General features: G+C 61.2%; 20 protein-coding genes. 13 read left to right on the top strand and 7 right to left on the bottom strand.

Features of this window, described 5'->3' with window-relative positions:
* Window positions 1-97 precede the first annotated feature (97 nt).
* Window positions 98-364 (bottom strand): DUF1883 domain-containing protein, encoded by a 267-nt coding sequence (locus FO014_RS13355; RefSeq protein WP_105232570.1) that lies wholly within the window; start codon window positions 362-364, stop codon window positions 98-100.
* A 243-nt stretch (window positions 365-607) separates the two neighbouring features.
* Here FO014_RS13355 and dauA point away from each other — a divergent pair, with 243 nt between their 5' ends.
* Entirely contained in the window at window positions 608-2,296 is a 1,689-nt protein-coding gene (gene dauA, locus FO014_RS13350) for a C4-dicarboxylic acid transporter DauA (protein ID WP_160029868.1), read from the top strand.
* Window positions 2,297-2,450: 154 nt separating this feature from the next.
* Here the strand turns inward: dauA and FO014_RS13345 are convergent, their stop codons facing one another.
* The gene (locus FO014_RS13345; RefSeq protein ID WP_160029867.1) at window positions 2,451-2,645 is read right to left on the bottom strand and encodes a ribbon-helix-helix domain-containing protein; all 195 of its coding nucleotides are present in this window, start codon (window positions 2,643-2,645) and stop codon (window positions 2,451-2,453) included.
* Window positions 2,646-2,710: 65 nt separating this feature from the next.
* Window positions 2,711-3,496 carry a spermidine synthase gene (locus FO014_RS13340; RefSeq protein ID WP_160029866.1) on the bottom strand — a complete coding sequence of 262 codons (786 nt, stop codon included), beginning with the start codon at window positions 3,494-3,496 and terminating at the stop codon, window positions 2,711-2,713.
* Window positions 3,497-3,807: 311 nt separating this feature from the next.
* Here FO014_RS13340 and FO014_RS13335 point away from each other — a divergent pair, with 311 nt between their 5' ends.
* Complete coding sequence (locus FO014_RS13335) at window positions 3,808-4,143, top strand: zinc ribbon domain-containing protein YjdM (protein WP_061322287.1); 336 nt, start codon at window positions 3,808-3,810, stop codon at window positions 4,141-4,143.
* A 47-nt stretch (window positions 4,144-4,190) separates the two neighbouring features.
* On the opposite strand, the gene FO014_RS13330 is transcribed toward FO014_RS13335, so the two are convergent.
* Window positions 4,191-5,348 carry a YbfB/YjiJ family MFS transporter gene (locus tag FO014_RS13330; RefSeq protein ID WP_111736389.1) on the bottom strand — a complete coding sequence of 386 codons (1,158 nt, stop codon included), beginning with the start codon at window positions 5,346-5,348 and terminating at the stop codon, window positions 4,191-4,193.
* Window positions 5,348-5,965 (bottom strand): NAD(P)H-binding protein, encoded by a 618-nt coding sequence (locus FO014_RS13325; protein WP_160029865.1) that lies wholly within the window; start codon window positions 5,963-5,965, stop codon window positions 5,348-5,350. The genes FO014_RS13330 and FO014_RS13325 overlap by 1 nt, the downstream gene beginning before the upstream one ends.
* A gap of 111 nt (window positions 5,966-6,076) precedes the next feature.
* On the opposite strand from FO014_RS13325, the gene FO014_RS13320 reads away from it, so the two are divergent.
* The 4 genes from FO014_RS13320 to FO014_RS13305 all read left to right on the top strand — a co-directional run bounded on the left by FO014_RS13320 (window position 6,077) and on the right by FO014_RS13305 (window position 9,427).
* Window positions 6,077-6,859, top strand: coding sequence for a helix-turn-helix transcriptional regulator (locus tag FO014_RS13320; protein WP_160029864.1), 783 nt, complete (start codon window positions 6,077-6,079; stop codon window positions 6,857-6,859).
* 82 nt (window positions 6,860-6,941) lie between these two features.
* A complete protein-coding gene (locus FO014_RS13315; RefSeq protein ID WP_105232578.1) occupies window positions 6,942-7,328 on the top strand; it encodes an acyl-CoA thioesterase in 387 nt (128 codons plus the stop codon).
* Between the two features lie 161 nt (window positions 7,329-7,489).
* Complete coding sequence (locus tag FO014_RS13310; RefSeq protein ID WP_160029863.1) at window positions 7,490-8,458, top strand: hypothetical protein; 969 nt, start codon at window positions 7,490-7,492, stop codon at window positions 8,456-8,458.
* A 75-nt stretch (window positions 8,459-8,533) separates the two neighbouring features.
* Window positions 8,534-9,427 (top strand): lytic transglycosylase domain-containing protein, encoded by an 894-nt coding sequence (locus tag FO014_RS13305; protein WP_160029862.1) that lies wholly within the window; start codon window positions 8,534-8,536, stop codon window positions 9,425-9,427.
* A gap of 62 nt (window positions 9,428-9,489) precedes the next feature.
* Here FO014_RS13305 and FO014_RS13300 read toward each other — a convergent pair whose 3' ends face one another.
* Window positions 9,490-10,470, bottom strand: a complete 981-nt coding sequence (locus tag FO014_RS13300) for a hypothetical protein (protein WP_160029861.1) — start codon at window positions 10,468-10,470, stop codon at window positions 9,490-9,492.
* Between the two features lie 4 nt (window positions 10,471-10,474).
* The gene (locus tag FO014_RS13295) at window positions 10,475-11,257 is read right to left on the bottom strand and encodes a hypothetical protein (protein ID WP_160029860.1); all 783 of its coding nucleotides are present in this window, start codon (window positions 11,255-11,257) and stop codon (window positions 10,475-10,477) included.
* A 591-nt stretch (window positions 11,258-11,848) separates the two neighbouring features.
* Between FO014_RS13295 and FO014_RS13290 the strand changes: the two genes are divergently transcribed.
* From FO014_RS13290 to FO014_RS13260, 7 genes are all read left to right on the top strand, one after another.
* The gene (locus FO014_RS13290; RefSeq protein ID WP_425500723.1) at window positions 11,849-12,808 is read left to right on the top strand and encodes a sigma 54-interacting transcriptional regulator; all 960 of its coding nucleotides are present in this window, start codon (window positions 11,849-11,851) and stop codon (window positions 12,806-12,808) included.
* 130 nt (window positions 12,809-12,938) lie between these two features.
* The gene (locus FO014_RS13285; RefSeq protein WP_105232584.1) at window positions 12,939-13,196 is read left to right on the top strand and encodes a hypothetical protein; all 258 of its coding nucleotides are present in this window, start codon (window positions 12,939-12,941) and stop codon (window positions 13,194-13,196) included.
* A gap of 64 nt (window positions 13,197-13,260) precedes the next feature.
* Window positions 13,261-13,614 (top strand): EscI/YscI/HrpB family type III secretion system inner rod protein, encoded by a 354-nt coding sequence (locus tag FO014_RS13280; RefSeq protein WP_160029858.1) that lies wholly within the window; start codon window positions 13,261-13,263, stop codon window positions 13,612-13,614.
* A gap of 5 nt (window positions 13,615-13,619) precedes the next feature.
* Complete coding sequence (sctJ, locus tag FO014_RS13275) at window positions 13,620-14,390, top strand: type III secretion system inner membrane ring lipoprotein SctJ (RefSeq protein ID WP_160029857.1); 771 nt, start codon at window positions 13,620-13,622, stop codon at window positions 14,388-14,390.
* Window positions 14,387-14,968, top strand: coding sequence for a serine kinase (locus FO014_RS13270; protein WP_160029856.1), 582 nt, complete (start codon window positions 14,387-14,389; stop codon window positions 14,966-14,968). Before sctJ ends, FO014_RS13270 begins: the two co-directional genes overlap by 4 nt.
* A complete protein-coding gene (gene sctL, locus FO014_RS13265) occupies window positions 14,955-15,569 on the top strand; it encodes a type III secretion system stator protein SctL (RefSeq protein WP_160029855.1) in 615 nt (204 codons plus the stop codon). The genes FO014_RS13270 and sctL overlap by 14 nt, the downstream gene beginning before the upstream one ends.
* 76 nt (window positions 15,570-15,645) lie before the next feature.
* Window positions 15,646-15,873, top strand: coding sequence for an HrpF protein (locus tag FO014_RS13260; RefSeq protein ID WP_111736378.1), 228 nt, complete (start codon window positions 15,646-15,648; stop codon window positions 15,871-15,873).
* Window positions 15,874-15,938: the final 65 nt, after the last annotated feature.

Genomic DNA, 15,938 nt, shown 5'->3' with positions numbered 1-15,938 from the left:
GATTGAGCGGCCGGGCAATGGCGTTGCGCGTAGGCTGCAAGATCGGAATGTTGAGCTGGAAGAAAGGGAAGCGCCCTCGCGGTGCGAAGGCGCACGACTAATTAACCGGATAAATATTGATGCTGTGGGTAAGTGCGGAGTTAAACTGGCCGGCATCAATTGCGATGTGCCATACGCCGTCGTCAGGCGCGGTGAAGCGCGCCGGCAGTTCATCGAAATGGCCGCCATGATGACGTCCCGGCTGCCCGTGGGTATAGCGCGCAAACTCCGCATCATCCATCAGCAGGATGATGCACGGCCGGTCGCAGTGCACTTCCACCACGTCGCCCGTTTTCAGGTGTAACTGCGCATGCAAAAAATCCATACGTTCTCCTCATTCAGGGTAACCAGCCTTTTTTGGCTGTTTATTTCCCCCAACAATTAATAAGGATGCCCTTTACTTCCCCACTGCTTAGGTTGATCATAGCAGCGCAATATGCGAATAGCATTATAATAAAATTAACATGTTGATTTCATTGCGGAGAACTATCACCCGATCGCCTGCAACCGAGACGGACCCCATCCGGCCCGCCATGTCGCTTTATTTTTGATTTGGCCATTACCTGAGATGAATACACACAAGATCAACCGCGTACGCCCCTTCAGCGCCCTTATTGCCGCCTGCTGGCAGGAACCCTACTCACGCCAGCGTCTGCTAAAAGACGTCATTGCCGGCGTTACCGTCGGCATTATCGCCATCCCGCTGGCCATGGCGCTGGCGATCGCCAGCGGCGTACCGCCGCAGTACGGCCTGTACACCTCAGCGGTTGCCGGCATCGTGATCGCCGTCACCGGCGGGTCGCGCTACAGCGTCTCGGGGCCGACGGCCGCCTTTGTGGTGATCCTGTATCCGGTTGCCCAACAGTTCGGCCTGGCCGGCCTGCTGCTGGCTACTCTGCTCTCCGGCATGTTTTTAGTGGTGATGGGGCTGACCCGCGTCGGCCGGCTGATTGAATATATTCCGCTGCCGGTCACGCTCGGTTTTACCTCGGGGATCGCCATCACCATCGCCACGCTGCAGGTGAAAGATTTTTTCGGCTTGCCGCTCGCGGCGATGCCGGCCGGCTATATGGATAAACTGGCCGCCTTGCTGCAGGCGCTGCCCGCCGCGGATATTGGCGATACGCTGATTGGCGGCGTGACGCTGCTGGTGTTGGTTGTCTGGCCACGGCTGGGGCTGCGCGTGCCCGGCCATCTGCCGGCGTTAGCGGCCGGCGCGGCGGTCATGGGGTTGCTTAATCTGGCCGGTCATCAGGTCGCCACCATCGGCTCCAGCTTCAGCTATCAGCTGGCCGATGGCAGCCAGGGCGCCGGCATCCCCGCCATTTTGCCCCAGTTGCAGCTGCCCTGGACGCTGCCGGCGGCGGACGGTCAGCCGATGACGCTAAGCTGGCAGACGCTGTCCGCACTGCTCCCCGCCGCCTTCTCCATGGCAATGCTGGGCGCCATTGAATCCTTACTGTGCGCCGTGGTGCTGGACGGCATGACCGGCAAAAAACACAGCGCCAACGGCGAGCTTCTGGGACAGGGGATCGGCAATATTATTGCACCGTTCTTTGGCGGTATTACCGCCACCGCCGCCATCGCCCGCTCAGCGGCCAACGTGCGCGCCGGGGCCACCTCGCCGCTGGCCGCAGTGATTCACGCGCTGTTGGTGCTGCTGGCCCTGCTGCTGCTGGCGCCCTGGCTCTCCTTCCTGCCGCTGGCCGCCATGGCCGCCTTATTACTGCTCGTCGCCTGGAATATGAGCGAAGTGCATAAGGTGTTCGATCTGCTGCGCCGGGCGCCCAAGGATGACATTATCGTGATGCTGCTGTGCATGGCGCTGACGGTGCTGTTCGACATGGTGATCGCCATTACCGTCGGCATCGTACTGGCGTCGTTGCTGTTTATGCGCCGCATTGCACGCATGACGCGGCTGAGCACGCTCAGCGATGACGCGGATGTATTGGTGCTGCGCGTGAATGGCCCGCTGTTTTTTGCCGCCGCCGAGCGCGTGTTCGATGAGGTGCTGGCACGCAGTACCGCGTATCAGACGGTGATTCTGCAATGGGATGCGGTGCCGGTGCTGGACGCCGGCGGGCTCAGCGCCCTGCAGCGCTTTATTGCCGCGCTGCCGGAGGGTAAGCAGCTGATCGTCACCGACATTCCCTTTCAGCCGCTGAAAACGCTGGCGCGGGCGCACATACGGCCGATTGACGGCCGGCTCGCCTTCTATTCAACGCTGCCGGAGGCGCTGGCCGACAGGCAGAAATAATCACGGCGGCGGGGATGATAATACCGGATAAGAGAGGCCGCGGCAGCGCCATGCGGGTGCAACAGGCAATCTGACAGCGCGTAACGAGCTACGGCGCCGACAGCGGCAGGCAGACGGAATCTCCCCTGCCGATCGGCGTAGGTTGCCCGGACTATCAGCGCGTCTCGACCTTGGGGTTGGCCTGAGAAGTCTGGGAAGGATAGTCCACATGATGTTTTTGCAGGTAATCCCGGATCAATTGCCGGACCACCTGCGAGGGGGTAATATCTTGCTGTTGGCACAGCGTCTCCAGAGCTTTTTTCTTCTCCGGATCGATCAAAACGGTTAAACGCGCGGTCTTCTTTTCCATGGTGTTATCATCCTGATTATGATAATCCAATTATAATACCATCCCGGGCAAACTTCGCCAGAAAACTACAGCCGCGTCAGATAACGCGCCAGATGGCCCACCTCCGCCACGCCGTCGCGGCTCAGGCGCATCGCCTGCGTCCGCAGCGCTTTAAGTCGGTAAGCATTGGTGGCGCGGCTGGCGTAAATCACTACGTTGCCGCTGCCGGTTTCGCAGAAAAAGACGTCGGTAAACACCCGATAAAGGGCATGGTACAGCAGCGTCTGGTCGTGCGGCATTTCCAGGTAGTTGAGCACTAGCCAGCCGCCGTCGCACAACGCGTCCCGGCAGCGTTCGAGAAACGCTTCGGTGCCCTGCAGCGGCGACATGCTGAATGCCGAATAAAGATCGGAGAAAATAACCCCGTAGCCGCGGCCCTGTGCCTGCCGCAAATAGCGCTCGGCATCGTCAATATGGTAGTTCACGCAGTTTGTATCAGGCAGCGTGAAATAACTACGGGCAACCGCCAGCACGCGCGGACGCAGCTCCACCACATCAAGCCGCCTGACGGGGTTGTAGGCATGCAGCGCCCGCAGCAGGCTGCCGCCGCCCAGCCCCAGCAACAGCACGTCGCCCTCTTCCTGCCAGCTAATCGCCATCAACATCGCTTGAATATAGTGATGTATCGGCACCTCAGGAGAACGCATGTTCATCTTGCTCTGCTCGTACAGATCGTCAAAACGCAGGATGCGATACTGTTTGTGTTCGGCAACGATAATATCGCCGTACTCATCCGCTTCGCGGTGGATTTCCTGCCCTGGCGGATCCCTGTCCAGCAGCGTTTGTAAAATATCGTCGACAATGCGAGTCACGGGGCCCTCTGATACTGCGCGCCCAACCGCCGGCGCAAAATAAACTCAGCCACGCAGAGACGTAAAAGACTCAACCCGGCAAAACCCGGTCAATCGATGCCGAACGGGTAGCCGCCGTCGTTACGCTGCCTGGCTCACGCTTACCTTTAAAGCACGCATGATAATACCAATAACATTATAATGTCATACACATTTAATGTTACCATTGCACACATTATCTCCTGGTGCTGAAGATAACGATCGCAGCCAGAGAGAGTTACCCATTAACATATTGATTAGACTTATAATTAACGAAAATTGAGGCCATAACTATGCAACTCCCAGCCTGCCCGCAATGCCAGTCTGAATATACCTACGTCGATAACGGCCTGTATGTCTGCCCTGAATGCGCGCATGAATGGAACGACGCCGAACCCGCGGCCGATAACGATGCGCTGGTGGTGAAAGACGCCAACGGCAACCTGCTGGCCGACGGCGATGCGGTGACGGTGATTAAAGACCTGAAGGTGAAAGGCAGCTCATCCACGCTGAAAATCGGCACCCGTGTGAAAAGCATCCGCCTGGTCGAAGGCGACCACAATATCGACTGCAAAATTGACGGGTTCGGCCAGATGAAACTGAAGTCCGAGTTTGTGAAGAAAAGCTGATTACTCTCGGGCGGATAAAGGCGTACGCCGCTATCCGCCCGCGGCCATCAGTTCCGCTCAGCCGGGCGTCGTATCAGGGTCACCACGCCGATCCCGCCGAGAACCAGCCCTGCCGCCGCCAGAAGAATCGCCTCATGCAGCGAGCCGAACAGCGCCACGCTGGCGGATGACACCAGCGGGCCAACCAGCTGACCGGTCGCATAGCCGGAGGTCAGCAGCCCCACATTTTTTGCCAGCGAACCGGAGGAGATTTCACGCGCAAACCTCATGGTCAGCTGCATAATCGACAAAAATCCCAGGCCGGTCAGCACCGTCGAACACAGCAATCCCACGGCCCCCGGTAATACCACCGCCGCAGCCACGCCAAGCCCCTGCAGCACCATCATCGCCGCCAGGCTGATTTGCGTATTGAAGCGCGCCGCAAACAGGATCACCATCACCACGCCGGCCACCGCCGACAGGCCGAACAGCGGCCAGAAAAACGCCGCCAAATCGCCGCCCGGAAAGGCGCTGTGCGCCATCTGCGCCAGAAAAGTCGCCGGCAAGATGTAGCCGAACCCGGCCAGCGTATAGATAGCCACCAGTTTTTTCAGCTCGCTGCCAACCGGCTTCTCGCTTTCGCCCGCTCCCTGAGCCGGGCCGAATGTCGCCGGCAGATAGCGAAACGTCATCAGACTGATAAGCAGGGCCACCGCGCCGTAGACATACCATGCGCTGGCAGAATCCAGATGCCGCAACCCCATGGCCCATGCCAATATCCCGCTGAGCGTAATGCCAACGCCCGGGCCGGTAAATACCGCGGCGGACAGGCGCGGAGCACGGTTGCCCGCCAATGTCAGCTGCGTCCAAGAGGTGACGATGATCAGCGCCCAGGCGCCGCCGATGCCGGCGACCAGACGGAACAGACACTGCAGGACGAACGACGAGGTCGCGCCGGACAGTAAGGTCACCAGCACGGTGGCGCAGATGCCGGCCTTCAGATAGCCCGCATGCCCGCTCTTCATACGGCTGACGTGCAGCGCCCCGGCCAGATAGCCGATATAGTTCATCGCCGCCAGAATCCCGGCGCTTGAAAGCGTCAGGTAGCCGTCCCCAATCATCACCGGGATCTGCGGCGTCAGCGAAAAGCGCCCGATGCCCATCACGGTGACCAGCGTCAGCAGGCCGGTGAGCATGATTTTAATATTGTGTTGTCTGCTGCTCATTACACCGCACCGGTCACTTCGACAATCGCCTGTGGATAGGCGCCGCGGCGTATCGCATCCGCCACAAACGCGGCGAAATCCGCACGCGGAATCTCGCCGTACGGCAGTGCCGCAGCAGCCTGTACGCGTCCGGTCGGCGCGGCTTCCGTCAGTCTGCCCGGGCGGAGAATGGTCCACGCTAGCGTGCTGTTGACCAGCCAGGCGTCGGCCAGTTTTTTATAGTGCATATAGCACTCAAATCCCGGGGTGGTTTCCCGGCGGCGCCCCGCTTCGGGGAAAGCGGAAACCAGCACATAGGCGCCGACGCCGGCATGCATGGCCGCCTGCGCGGAATGAATCACCGCTTGATAGTCGACGGCGCGGATTTTCGCCTCATCGTCCGACTTCGCCCCGGCGGTGAACAGCACCACATCCACCCCCTCAAGCCATGCCTGATGCGTCTGCGCGCTGGCGGACGCCACGTCGCCCAGCACCACGTCAATGTCTTGATCCCTTAGCGCCCGGGCCTTATTCTCGTTTCTGGCCACGCCCGATACGCGGTGGCCGGCCTCACTGAGCAGGCGTGCCGTGCGCTGGCCGATATCGCCGGTAATACCGTATATAAAGATAGATTTCATAAGGCTCCTGAGATTGCTGACGGTCTGTCTTGCAGTAAGCATAAAAGCGCCGCCGGCCATGAAAAAGAGGGCCAGTTATCCTATGATAGTTGGTCATACTCAGGAGTCAGCATGTCCAGAAACGCCGCCGTCAAAGATTTTCTTGTTAAACACCGCGCCAAACTGAACCCGAGCGATTACGGCTTCAGTCCGCTTAACCGCCGCGTCAGCGGATTGCGCCGGGAAGAAGTGGCGCAGCTGGCGGCGGTCAGCGTCAGTTGGTATACCTGGCTGGAACAGGGCCGGGAGATCAGCATCTCGCCGGCGGCGCTTCAACGTATCGGCAAAGTGCTGAAACTGTCGCCGGTAGAGCAGCAGTACCTGAATACCATGGTGTTTGGCAACGATGCCCCCCATCAGGCGCCGACGCTGCTCCCCGCCGAGGTGATGGCGATGGTCGATGCGCTTAACCCTCACCCGGCCTTTGTCCGCCGCGATAATATGGACATCCTGTACTGGAACCAGGCCGCACAAATGCAGATTTTTGACTGGTCCGCGATTGCCGAGGCGGATCGCAATTCGTTGAAGCTGATGTTCGTCTGCCCGGCGTACAAGCAGAAGATTTATCAATGGGAGCAGGCCGCCAGACATACGATCGCCGCGTTCCGCGCCTATCAGGCCGCCGGCAGCAACCGCGACGACTTCACCGCGATCGTCGACGATCTGACGGCGAGAAGCAGCGAATTTCGCACCATGTGGGATTATCACGACGTCCGGAAAATCGGCACCGGCAACAAAGCCATTATCAATAACGATGGTCGCGTCAGCCATTACACCTACACCTCCCTGGAGGTCGAACACTCGCCGGGGCTCTACCTGATTTTCTATCTGCCATCTGACCAACCGCAGAGTTAACGTTGCCGCCGAATCGTGCTTTAATCATTGACTCATAAAATCACCGTTCTTCATTTCACATCAGGCATTAAGGGACTATTCAATGTATGTAAAACACTACGAAGTTGACGCAGCACACATCGATTTTCAGGGCGTGGTTGACGGTCTTTACTACCCCTTCTATATGGAGTGGACCCGCCACGCCTTTATGAAAGAGGCGCTGGGCATCGATATCGAAGAGGAGTTTAAGCAGGGACGGCTGTATATGGTGCTGGAGTACAACCTGCGTTTTCGCAAAAGCCTCACCAAGGGCGACAAGATGGAAGTCACCTGTGAGCTGGCGAAAAACGACAAGCGCAACCGGGTGAATTTCGTGCAGCAAATCCGCGTTGACGGCCAGGTCTACGCCGACGCCACCTTCGTCGCCACCTGCCTGGAGAACGGCCGCCCCAGCGTACCTGCGGTCATCGCCGAGTTTATCAACGCCTGATCCTCTGAAACCACGTAGCCGCAGACACGCCCTGCGGCCTCACGCTTCCCCGCCAGCCCGGCTTCACCCTGAATCATACCCGCAATTTCAGCCCGCCTCGGGAACCCGCCCCCGGTTTGCCGCCACTCACTATGGCCATTTACCAACCCGAGGATCTCACCATGTCTGTCGATATCTCTTCCTTCTACCGCCCGGCAGCCGGATGGCAGAGCGGCCCGGCAATGGACGATGCCTGGACATCCGCCGAGCTTCCCCGGCAGTCCGCCGGCGGCGGCGCGGTGCAGTTCGCCACGCCGGGCGCCGGGAGCAGCGTCAATTTCGGTGCGCCGCTGACTGATGCCCTGCCGACGTCAACGGACGGGCAGCCCAACCCCGGCGACCCGCTCAGCCAGTTGATCGGCGCGCTGCTCAGTCAGGTGATGGCGGAGCTGGCGCGGAGGATGCAGGGCCAGAACGGCAGCGAGCAGGAAACAGCGCCGCAGAATACCGATACTGCCGCCCCGTCCGGCGGCGCGATGCCGCTGAATGAAACCAACGCTGCCAAACCGACGGCCCATGCTGCAAGCGCCGCCGACGGTCCGTCGGCCGGCAGCGGGCCGCGCACCTTCAATATCACCAATACGCAGGATCACGACATCAATATCGGCCAGTTTGATCAGCACAATCAGTTGGTCGGCGAGATCACCCTGAAGCCCGGGGAATGCGGCCAGATGCGTTATCAGAATGACTTTACCGGCCTGCTGAAGCAGGCCGACGCCGACGGCAACTATCGGGACGACGCCAGCCGCCTGGAATTCTATAACGGCTTCGTCAATACCAGCGATATCGATGGCCGCAACGCCGCCATTCACGCCACCGATCATCAGGGATTTGAAATCGGCGATCGGCAGAGCATTGCCGACCGCGCGCCGGCAGATATTGTCAGCACCGATTCTGCCGGGAATAAAACCATTGCCGGCTACTACGACGGCTCCAGCGAGACCATGCGTAAGGGCGGCCAGTTTATGACCGACATGCTCGGCACCGGCATGACCTATATGCACCCGGACGACGACCGGCTGCCGGAGGGCCAGAACCCGATGCGCCATACCGACGCCATGACGCTGGACGTCACCTTCGGCAAGGCCTGACGCGCCGCCGGGCGGGACCCCGCGTCCCACGGCGGCCACTCAACCACGATACCCACCCGCACCAAGGAGACACCGATGCTCTCTGTATCATCCAACCCCGTCCCGCAGCCCTTCGGGCAGAGCGGAGACTTCAGCAACCTGAGCGATAATCTGTCGCAGAAACCCGTGCTTAACGCCTCAGACAACGGCGCGCCATTGCCGATCAGCTACGGCGGCGCCCAAGGCACCAACATGGACAGCCTGCTCGGCGGCGGCGATATCCAACAGCAGCTGCAAAGCGCCATTTCCGGCACCCTGATGCAAATGCTGTTCAGTCAGCTCATGCCGCAGTTTATGCAGCTGGCGCAGCAATTGCTGTCCAACAGCCAGAACGGCGGGTCGCAGACGCCGCAGCAGCAGGGCAGCGCGTCAACGCCGGGCGTTACCCCGCAAAGCACGCCGGAGACAACCGGCGCGACGGAGAACAGCACGCCGGCTGCCGGCAGCGGCAGTCTGCACCTGCCTGAGGCGCTGAAACCGTATGAAGATGATATCCAGAACGCCGCCGATAAGACCGGCGTGCCGGCGGAGGTGTTAGCGGCGCAAATCTGGCAGGAGTCACGCGGCAACCTGGGCGCCAGCACGGTGAACGGCGGCAACGGCCTGCAGGACAGCGGGCTGATGCAGGTCAACAGCAATACCTTTGCCGATCTGCAAAGCAAAAACCCCGGGCTGCTGGGGCCGGACGCCAACCCGAACAGTACCCGGGACAACATTATGGCCGGCGCGCTGTATATGAAAGAGCAGTTGAACGCCTTTGACGGCAACATGGGTGCGGCGCTGCGCGCCTACAATTCCGGCCCGAACAACGTCAACCTCAACGATCTGAGCGATATCTCCAAAACCGGCACCGGCGACGCCACCTACGTCGATAAGGTGCTGAACTTCGCCAATATCATCAAAACCGGCCAGGGCGAACTGCCGGCCTGATGCACGCAAAAAAAGCCCCTGCACGTTGCCGTACAGGGGCGCTTTCCCCGGTGCCTTAACGGCTATTTCTTATTTTTCACGTTATCTATCACAATCTGCGCGGTGTCCGTCGCGGCCGTCATCGCCCAGCCGACCGGGCCACGAGCGGCGCTCATCGCCCCCTCGCCAATCCCCTTCAGCGCACCGGTAAACACATCACCCAAGCCACGGGCCTCGCCCATATTGTTGAACATCGGCGCCAGCACGGACTTCAGGATCGGGATATTGGACAGCGCCTTGCCGATCTCGCCCATCGCCCACTGGAAGTTATCCTTGTTGGTGCCGTCCAGCCGCACATGGCTGTCATTGGTCTGCGGCAGGTTGCCGTTGCTCGGCAAAGCCTTCAGCCCCTGTTCGGCGATATCTTTCAACACGCCGGCTTCGGTGCCGTGGCGGGCGTCGCCGTCCTTGGTGATACCGTCAATCTTGCCGTTGTCCGCCAAGTCGCCGCGGGAGCCGCCCTCGCGGTTATTCAGCCCTTTGATGCTGTTCAGCACCCGCGCCATATTGTAAGCGGCGTCGGCGCGGCTGGCCGGATCCGGGTTATCCTCGGTCCAGTCGCCAAAACGCTGCTTCAGCTCATCACGCTTGATATCCTTCTGGTCACCGAGGTTCTTCAGCACCGGGTTGGCGTCGATAATTTCCTGCGCGCTGCGGGTATCCCCCGGCGGCCGTCCCTGCAGATTGTCATCGGTCGGCGGCACGCTGGTGTCCTTTTCCGTCTCGCTGACGCCCTGGCCGCCAAACATCGCCGCCATATCCGCCTGCGGGCCCTGCAGCAGCGACTGCAGACCGATCAGCATCAGCAACTGCTGGAACAGTCCGCCGCTCTGCGGCATCGCTTCCGGCTGCGCCGTTTCCTGCGCCGGCGCGTTGCCGAAGTTCACCGTCCCGATGCGCAGCTGCGGCGTCTGCAGCGCCTCGTTCACGCCATCCGGCGCGTTTTCCATCGATTGGTCGACCAGGCGGGAAAATCCCCCCGAGCCGGAGATATTGCTCACCATAACGCTACCCTCCGTTATTCTGCGTACCGCCCAGTTTCGACATCAGTGCGTCCAGCCCGACCATCTGCAGCACCGAACCCAGCAGTTTGCTCAGCATATTGCCGCCGCCCTGCTGCTGCGCCGGCTGAGCGGATCCGCCAGACTCTGCGTTGCCGTTCTCACCTGACGGCGCGGCCTTCTGCCCGCCGCCCGCCAGCTGCTGCATAATCTGCATCAGTTGCTGCATCATCTGCATCAGCTGCTGAACCAGGCCGCTCACGCCGCCCTGAGACTGCCCGCCGGAGGCCGGCGTCTCCGACTGACTGCGGGCCGACTGCGTTTGTCCACCGTTCTGACCGTTCTGCACGCCGTCAGCGCTCTGCGCGTCTTTGCCGCCCGTCAGTTGCTGGATCATCTGCATCAGCTGCTGCATCATTTGCATCACCTGCTGGATCACCCCGCCCACGCCGCCTGACGCTGACGACTGCCCGGCAGGCGCGCTGTTTTCCGACTGGCGCGGCGATTGCTCGACCGGCTGCGTCCCATTGCCGCCCAACAGCTGCTGCAGCCCGATCAGCATCAGCAGTTTCTGCATCAGCCCGCCCTGCTGCGCGGGCTGCGCTGCACCCTCGTGCGCCGTCATCTGCTGCATAAACTCCGCACCGTTGGCATTACTGAATTTCACCGCACTGTTTTGCTGCGGCAGCGAGATGGCCTGTTCAATTTTTTCTACGTTTTCGTTGGCACGTTCGATCAGATTCCCCACCAGCGGCATGCCAACGCCTGAACCGGATATATTGAGTGTCATCAGGTTACCCTCCTCTGTTTTGCATCAAACCGGCACCGCCCGTTGCGGGCGCGCGGACGTTCCGTTCTCCAGCCATACTGCCAGTCAACCTCGCGTTCATAAGACCTCCGGTTAATCATTAAAACTGCAAAAGTATCGAGCTTTCCCCGCCAGAACATACTTACAATTTCCTGACATTTGTGGCGATTGATGGGCTGAGGCTCGCTAGCTGAGTGTCACAATGCCGGCTTGGGTTCCCTATTTGCCGAATTTTGGCGTGACGCAGGACGCAGACATAAAAAATTCATCTGACAGCGCAGTGATGGCGGGGCATGTATTCAAGCAGCGTACTCACGGGCGTTTCTGCGCCCCTGTAGGAAAATGACTACAAAAAGCAGGAAAAAGACTACCGAACAATCATCCTGGACTGATAGCTGTAGGGGAAGGCAATGAAGGAAAGTAGCCAAACGCTAATACTTTGTAATGTTTTGTCAGTCTTGCGTCGTCAAAAAAAGATTCAGGAAGCTCAACAATTAAACCTGCGTAAACCTACGGGCTCTGCGTGGGTTTAGAATAATCGGAGAAGTTATGGTTAAGCCTGTTGATTCCAGAATGCCCGTTCGGGCACCGGCCGATTGCGCCAGGGAACGTCACGCCTCACCCGCGTCCACCTCAGACGCGACGCCGCCCGCGGCCGACGATATTCACGGTTACCTGCACAAGTTAACCAAAATCGTCGCCCCGCTGCACGTGGATGTCCTGCTCGAAGGGGAAACCGGCACCGGCAAAGACACGCTGGCCCGGCGCATCTATGAACTTGCAGGCGGTAAGGGACCGTTTGTCCCCGTTAACTGCGGCGCCATTCCGGAAAGCCTGGCCGAAAGCGAACTGTTCGGCGTCGAGGCCGGAGCTTACACCGGCGCCAGCCATGCCCGCGCCGGCTATCTCGAAACGGCGAACAACGGCATTTTATTCCTCGATGAAATCGACAGCATGCCGCCGACGGTGCAGGCCAAACTGCTGCGCGTACTGGAAACCCGCACCATTACGCGCCTCGGCAGCACCAAACCCATCAGCCTTAACCTGCGCGTGATCGCCGCCGCACAAACGCCGCTGGAACAATTGGTGGAGGCGGGCCGCTTCCGCCGCGATCTCTGCTTCCGCCTGAACACCATCAAGCTGGAAACGCCCACGCTGCGCTCGCGTCCCGAACTGATTATTCCGCTGTTCCGCCGTTTCACCATTGAGTCAGCGCTGCGGCTTGGCATGCCGCACCCGCCGCGCAGCACCGCGCTGGACGAAGCCCTGCTGCTGCACTGCTGGCCCGGCAACCTGCGCGAACTGAAGGCGGCGGCCGAACGCTTTATCCTCGGCCTGCCGCCGCTCAACCAGTCACTGCCGCAGGAGAGCGGCGCGGTGCTGCTGAAAGAGCGTCTCAAACGCATCGAACGCAGTCTGATCCACGACTGCCTGAACCGCCACGACCACCGCATCGACGATGTGGTGCACGAGCTGGGCATCCCGCGCCGCACGCTCTACCACCGCCTGAAGCAGCTCAATATTCACGCCTGACGAACCACGCCGCCGTCGCGCGGCGGGTCGCCGGAAAAAAAATCGTTCGCCGCCGGAACCGCCTCCCCTCTCCCGCCACTCAATCCGTGAAGTACCCGTATTATCATCCAATGATATGAGAGGAAACGTTATGAAATTGATGTCATTACCATCGCTCGGCACCACTCTGGCCAACGGCATTACCGGCGGCGCCGGCTTCGCCACCAAACTCGCCGGCGCCAGCAGCGGCAGCAGCTTTATGAGCCAGATGCAGGGCGTGCAGGCGGAAATGCAGCAAAACCAGGTCGACAAGGCCAAACTGGATGCGGAAAACCAACGCATCAACGGCATCGCCGACAGTGCGGCCCAGGCGGGCTCCGCCGCCGCACAGGTCAAAATTCAGTACTGATGCCGCGCCGGGAGGGCGCAGCCCGCGTCCTCCTGCTTTTCCCCCCGTTACAGGCGAATCTGCGATGAAAATATCCCATAACGGCCCGTCACTGACCGGCGCCCCGCTCACCTCTCCAGATGCCGGCGTCGCCGGCGCCAACCAGGACGATATGCACGCCTTCAGCGCTGCGCTCAACGCGCCGGCCGGCGACGGCCAGGAGAACCTGCTGAGCGGCCTCGGCGGCGCCATCAGCGATAACCAGCGCGCGCAGCAACAGGCGTTCCGCAACCTGGAAATCGCTTCCCGCTCCAGCAACCCGACGGATTTCAGCCAAGCGAACGCCGCACTGTCCGATTACTACATTCAGAGCCTGATGAACGCCAAGATCATCGCCAAGGGCACGCAAACCCTGGATAAACTCACTAACTTACAGTAACGGCTATGGGACACTCACTGGTGAAATACCTGCTGGCAGCCGCGCTCACCCTGCTGCTCAGCGGCTGCGGCGATGAAACCGTGCTCAACAGCAACCTGTCCGAGAGCGACGCCAACGACATTGTCGCCGCGCTGAATCACTACCATATCGCCGCCGACAAACGCGTTGAGAAGAGCGGCGTATCCGTCCTGGTCGCCTCAGCGGATATCGAGCGCTCGGTGAATATCCTTGACGCCGCAGGCCTGCCGCGCAAGGCGCGCACCAACCTGGGCGAGGTATTTCAGAAAAGCGGCGTCATCTCCAGCCCGATGGAGGAGCGCGCCCGCTATATCTACGCCCTGTCGCAGGAGGTGGAGTCGACGCTGTCGCAGATTGACGGCGTGGTGGTCGCCCGGGTGCATGTGGTGCTGCCGGAGCGTATCGCGCCGGGAGAACCGGTACAGCCGGCCTCGGCGTCGGTGTTTATCAAATACGCCGATTCGCTGGATCCCGACAGCATTGAACCGCGCATCCGCCGTCTGGTGGCCACCAGTATTCCCGGCCTGGTGGGGCGGGACGATAAAGATTTGGCGATCGTCTTCGTGCCCGCCAAAGCCTGGCGCGACCAAACGCCGGTGGTCAACCTCGGTCCCTTCGCCCTGACGCCCGGCCAGTATTCACTGGTGAAAATGCTGTTCAGCGTGCTGAGCCTGCTGCTGCTGATCGGCCTCGGCATCGTCGCGCTGCGGCGCTCGGCGAAAAAAGGCGCGGCGCCGAACGCGGGCAATGCCTCATGAGCGACAGCGACGTCATGCTGCGCTGGCTCGACTGGTGGCACAGCGGCTTCTGGCGCGACGCGCATCCCAGCTGGCGTCAGGCGCTGCCTTTTCCTGCTCCGGCCGCCGCATTGGCGCGGGTGCACGGTGCGGCGCTGCGCCGGCGGCTCGGAGTGGCGGACGCAGCGCTGCCCCAGCCGCAGCCGCAGTTACTGGCGCTGCTCGCCCTCGATGATGAGGCCCGCTCGCTGCTGCTGGCGCTGGTCGCCGAGATCTGCACCGGCGGAACGACGCTGCCCGGCGAACTGAAAATCTGGTGTCGCCGGCTGGCCAAAGGGCTGCGGCCGGAAAGCTGGCTGCCGACGTCGCCCGCCGGCCAGACGTCGGCGGTCACCAGCCTGACGCTGCTGCAGGCGCGCTACCCCGACTACTGGCCGCGCCTGCGCATGGCGTTTGACCATCACGACGTCTGCCGCTGCCCGCCGTCGCCGCCGTCGCTGGAACCCCGGCGCCTGCAGCCGCTGTGGGAGGCGGCGCTGTGGCAGTGTCAGCGCACGCTGACGGAAAACGGTGAGGAGCATTCGCATGTGGCAACTTAGAAAAATCCCTCTGCGCCAGCCGCCTGAGCCGCAGGTCGCCCTGCTCAGCCGCGACGCGCTGGCCGTCAACCGTCAGGCCGAGACGCTGATCGCCAACGCCGAACGCGAGGCGCAGACCCTGCTCGACGCCGCGCACGCGCAGGCCGAGACGCTGCTGCAACAGGCCGCGGCAGAGCGCGACGCATTACTGGCGGGTGCGCAGGAGACCTTCTGGCAGCAGGCCCGGACGCTGTTCGGCGACTGGCAACAACAGCGCCGCGCCGAGCAGCAGCAGTTGCTCGACGCCGCCGACGCGCTGCTGGCGCAGACGCTCGGCCGCCTGCTGGAGCAGGTGCCGCCGGCCGGGCAGCTGGACATTCTGCTGGAGCAGCTGCGCGCCAAACAGCCGTCCGCCGTCGCCGCCACGCTGCACAGCCATGGCGAACGACACGCGGCGGTAGCGCACTGGCTGACGCAGCGGCCGGAACTGCGCTGGCAGCCGGCGATCGACGACTCGCTGCCGCCGGACACCCTGCTGCTGACCACCGAACAGGGCGAGCTGCATATCAGCTGGCAGGCGCTGCGTCAGGCGCTGGGTGCGGCGGAGAGCGTGGCCGGCTGAAGAATTTTTTGAAGGATGGAACCGCCGCGCGGCGTGCGCCACTCAACGAGGAACCTTACATCCAGAGGAGCCCGTTATGTATTCCGACGATTTACTGCAGCGCCGCCTGAGCAGCACCGCCAGCCGCAGCCACAACGAGACTTACCAGTTCGCCAAAGAGATGTCGGGCGAGCCTTACAGCCTCAGCGATATGTATGCCTTCCAGAACCAACTGCAGGATATGTCCAACACCAGCTGGGCCAGCTCGCAGTACACGCAGTTCAAGTTCGGCATGCGTAAAGCGATTATCGACGCCATTAATTAACCCACACCCCGGCAGCGCCATGCTGCCGTTTTTTTATCGTCAGAGATCCTCTCAACCATGGACTG

Origin of the sequence: Serratia rhizosphaerae (genome assembly GCF_009817885.1) — a bacterium.
GTDB classification, from domain to species: domain Bacteria; phylum Pseudomonadota; class Gammaproteobacteria; order Enterobacterales; family Enterobacteriaceae; genus Serratia_B; species Serratia_B rhizosphaerae.
The sequence above is the reverse complement of the archived record's forward strand: the minus strand, read 5'-3'. Positions and strand labels throughout refer to the sequence as shown.

What these genes read in the sequence shown, in the direction of transcription:
- FO014_RS13260 (WP_111736378.1), top strand. Translation starts at nt 15,646, where the DNA reads ATGTATTCCGACGATTTACTGCAGCGCCGCCTGAGCAGCACCGCCAGC.
- FO014_RS13280 (WP_160029858.1), top strand. Translation starts at nt 13,261, where the DNA reads ATGAAAATATCCCATAACGGCCCGTCACTGACCGGCGCCCCGCTCACC.
- sctJ (WP_160029857.1), top strand. Translation starts at nt 13,620, where the DNA reads ATGGGACACTCACTGGTGAAATACCTGCTGGCAGCCGCGCTCACCCTG.
- FO014_RS13310 (WP_160029863.1), top strand. Translation starts at nt 7,490, where the DNA reads ATGTCTGTCGATATCTCTTCCTTCTACCGCCCGGCAGCCGGATGGCAG.
- FO014_RS13270 (WP_160029856.1), top strand. Translation starts at nt 14,387, where the DNA reads ATGAGCGACAGCGACGTCATGCTGCGCTGGCTCGACTGGTGGCACAGC.
- FO014_RS13355 (WP_105232570.1), bottom strand. Translation starts at nt 364, where the DNA reads ATGGATTTTTTGCATGCGCAGTTACACCTGAAAACGGGCGACGTGGTG.
- FO014_RS13295 (WP_160029860.1), bottom strand. Translation starts at nt 11,257, where the DNA reads ATGACACTCAATATATCCGGTTCAGGCGTTGGCATGCCGCTGGTGGGG.
- dauA (WP_160029868.1), top strand. Translation starts at nt 608, where the DNA reads ATGAATACACACAAGATCAACCGCGTACGCCCCTTCAGCGCCCTTATT.
- sctL (WP_160029855.1), top strand. Translation starts at nt 14,955, where the DNA reads ATGTGGCAACTTAGAAAAATCCCTCTGCGCCAGCCGCCTGAGCCGCAG.
- FO014_RS13300 (WP_160029861.1), bottom strand. Translation starts at nt 10,470, where the DNA reads ATGGTGAGCAATATCTCCGGCTCGGGGGGATTTTCCCGCCTGGTCGAC.
- FO014_RS13330 (WP_111736389.1), bottom strand. Translation starts at nt 5,348, where the DNA reads ATGAGCAGCAGACAACACAATATTAAAATCATGCTCACCGGCCTGCTG.
- FO014_RS13320 (WP_160029864.1), top strand. Translation starts at nt 6,077, where the DNA reads ATGTCCAGAAACGCCGCCGTCAAAGATTTTCTTGTTAAACACCGCGCC.
- FO014_RS13335 (WP_061322287.1), top strand. Translation starts at nt 3,808, where the DNA reads ATGCAACTCCCAGCCTGCCCGCAATGCCAGTCTGAATATACCTACGTC.
- FO014_RS13325 (WP_160029865.1), bottom strand. Translation starts at nt 5,965, where the DNA reads ATGAAATCTATCTTTATATACGGTATTACCGGCGATATCGGCCAGCGC.
- FO014_RS13305 (WP_160029862.1), top strand. Translation starts at nt 8,534, where the DNA reads ATGCTCTCTGTATCATCCAACCCCGTCCCGCAGCCCTTCGGGCAGAGC.
- FO014_RS13290 (WP_425500723.1), top strand. Translation starts at nt 11,849, where the DNA reads ATGCCCGTTCGGGCACCGGCCGATTGCGCCAGGGAACGTCACGCCTCA.
- FO014_RS13345 (WP_160029867.1), bottom strand. Translation starts at nt 2,645, where the DNA reads ATGGAAAAGAAGACCGCGCGTTTAACCGTTTTGATCGATCCGGAGAAG.
- FO014_RS13285 (WP_105232584.1), top strand. Translation starts at nt 12,939, where the DNA reads ATGAAATTGATGTCATTACCATCGCTCGGCACCACTCTGGCCAACGGC.
- FO014_RS13315 (WP_105232578.1), top strand. Translation starts at nt 6,942, where the DNA reads ATGTATGTAAAACACTACGAAGTTGACGCAGCACACATCGATTTTCAG.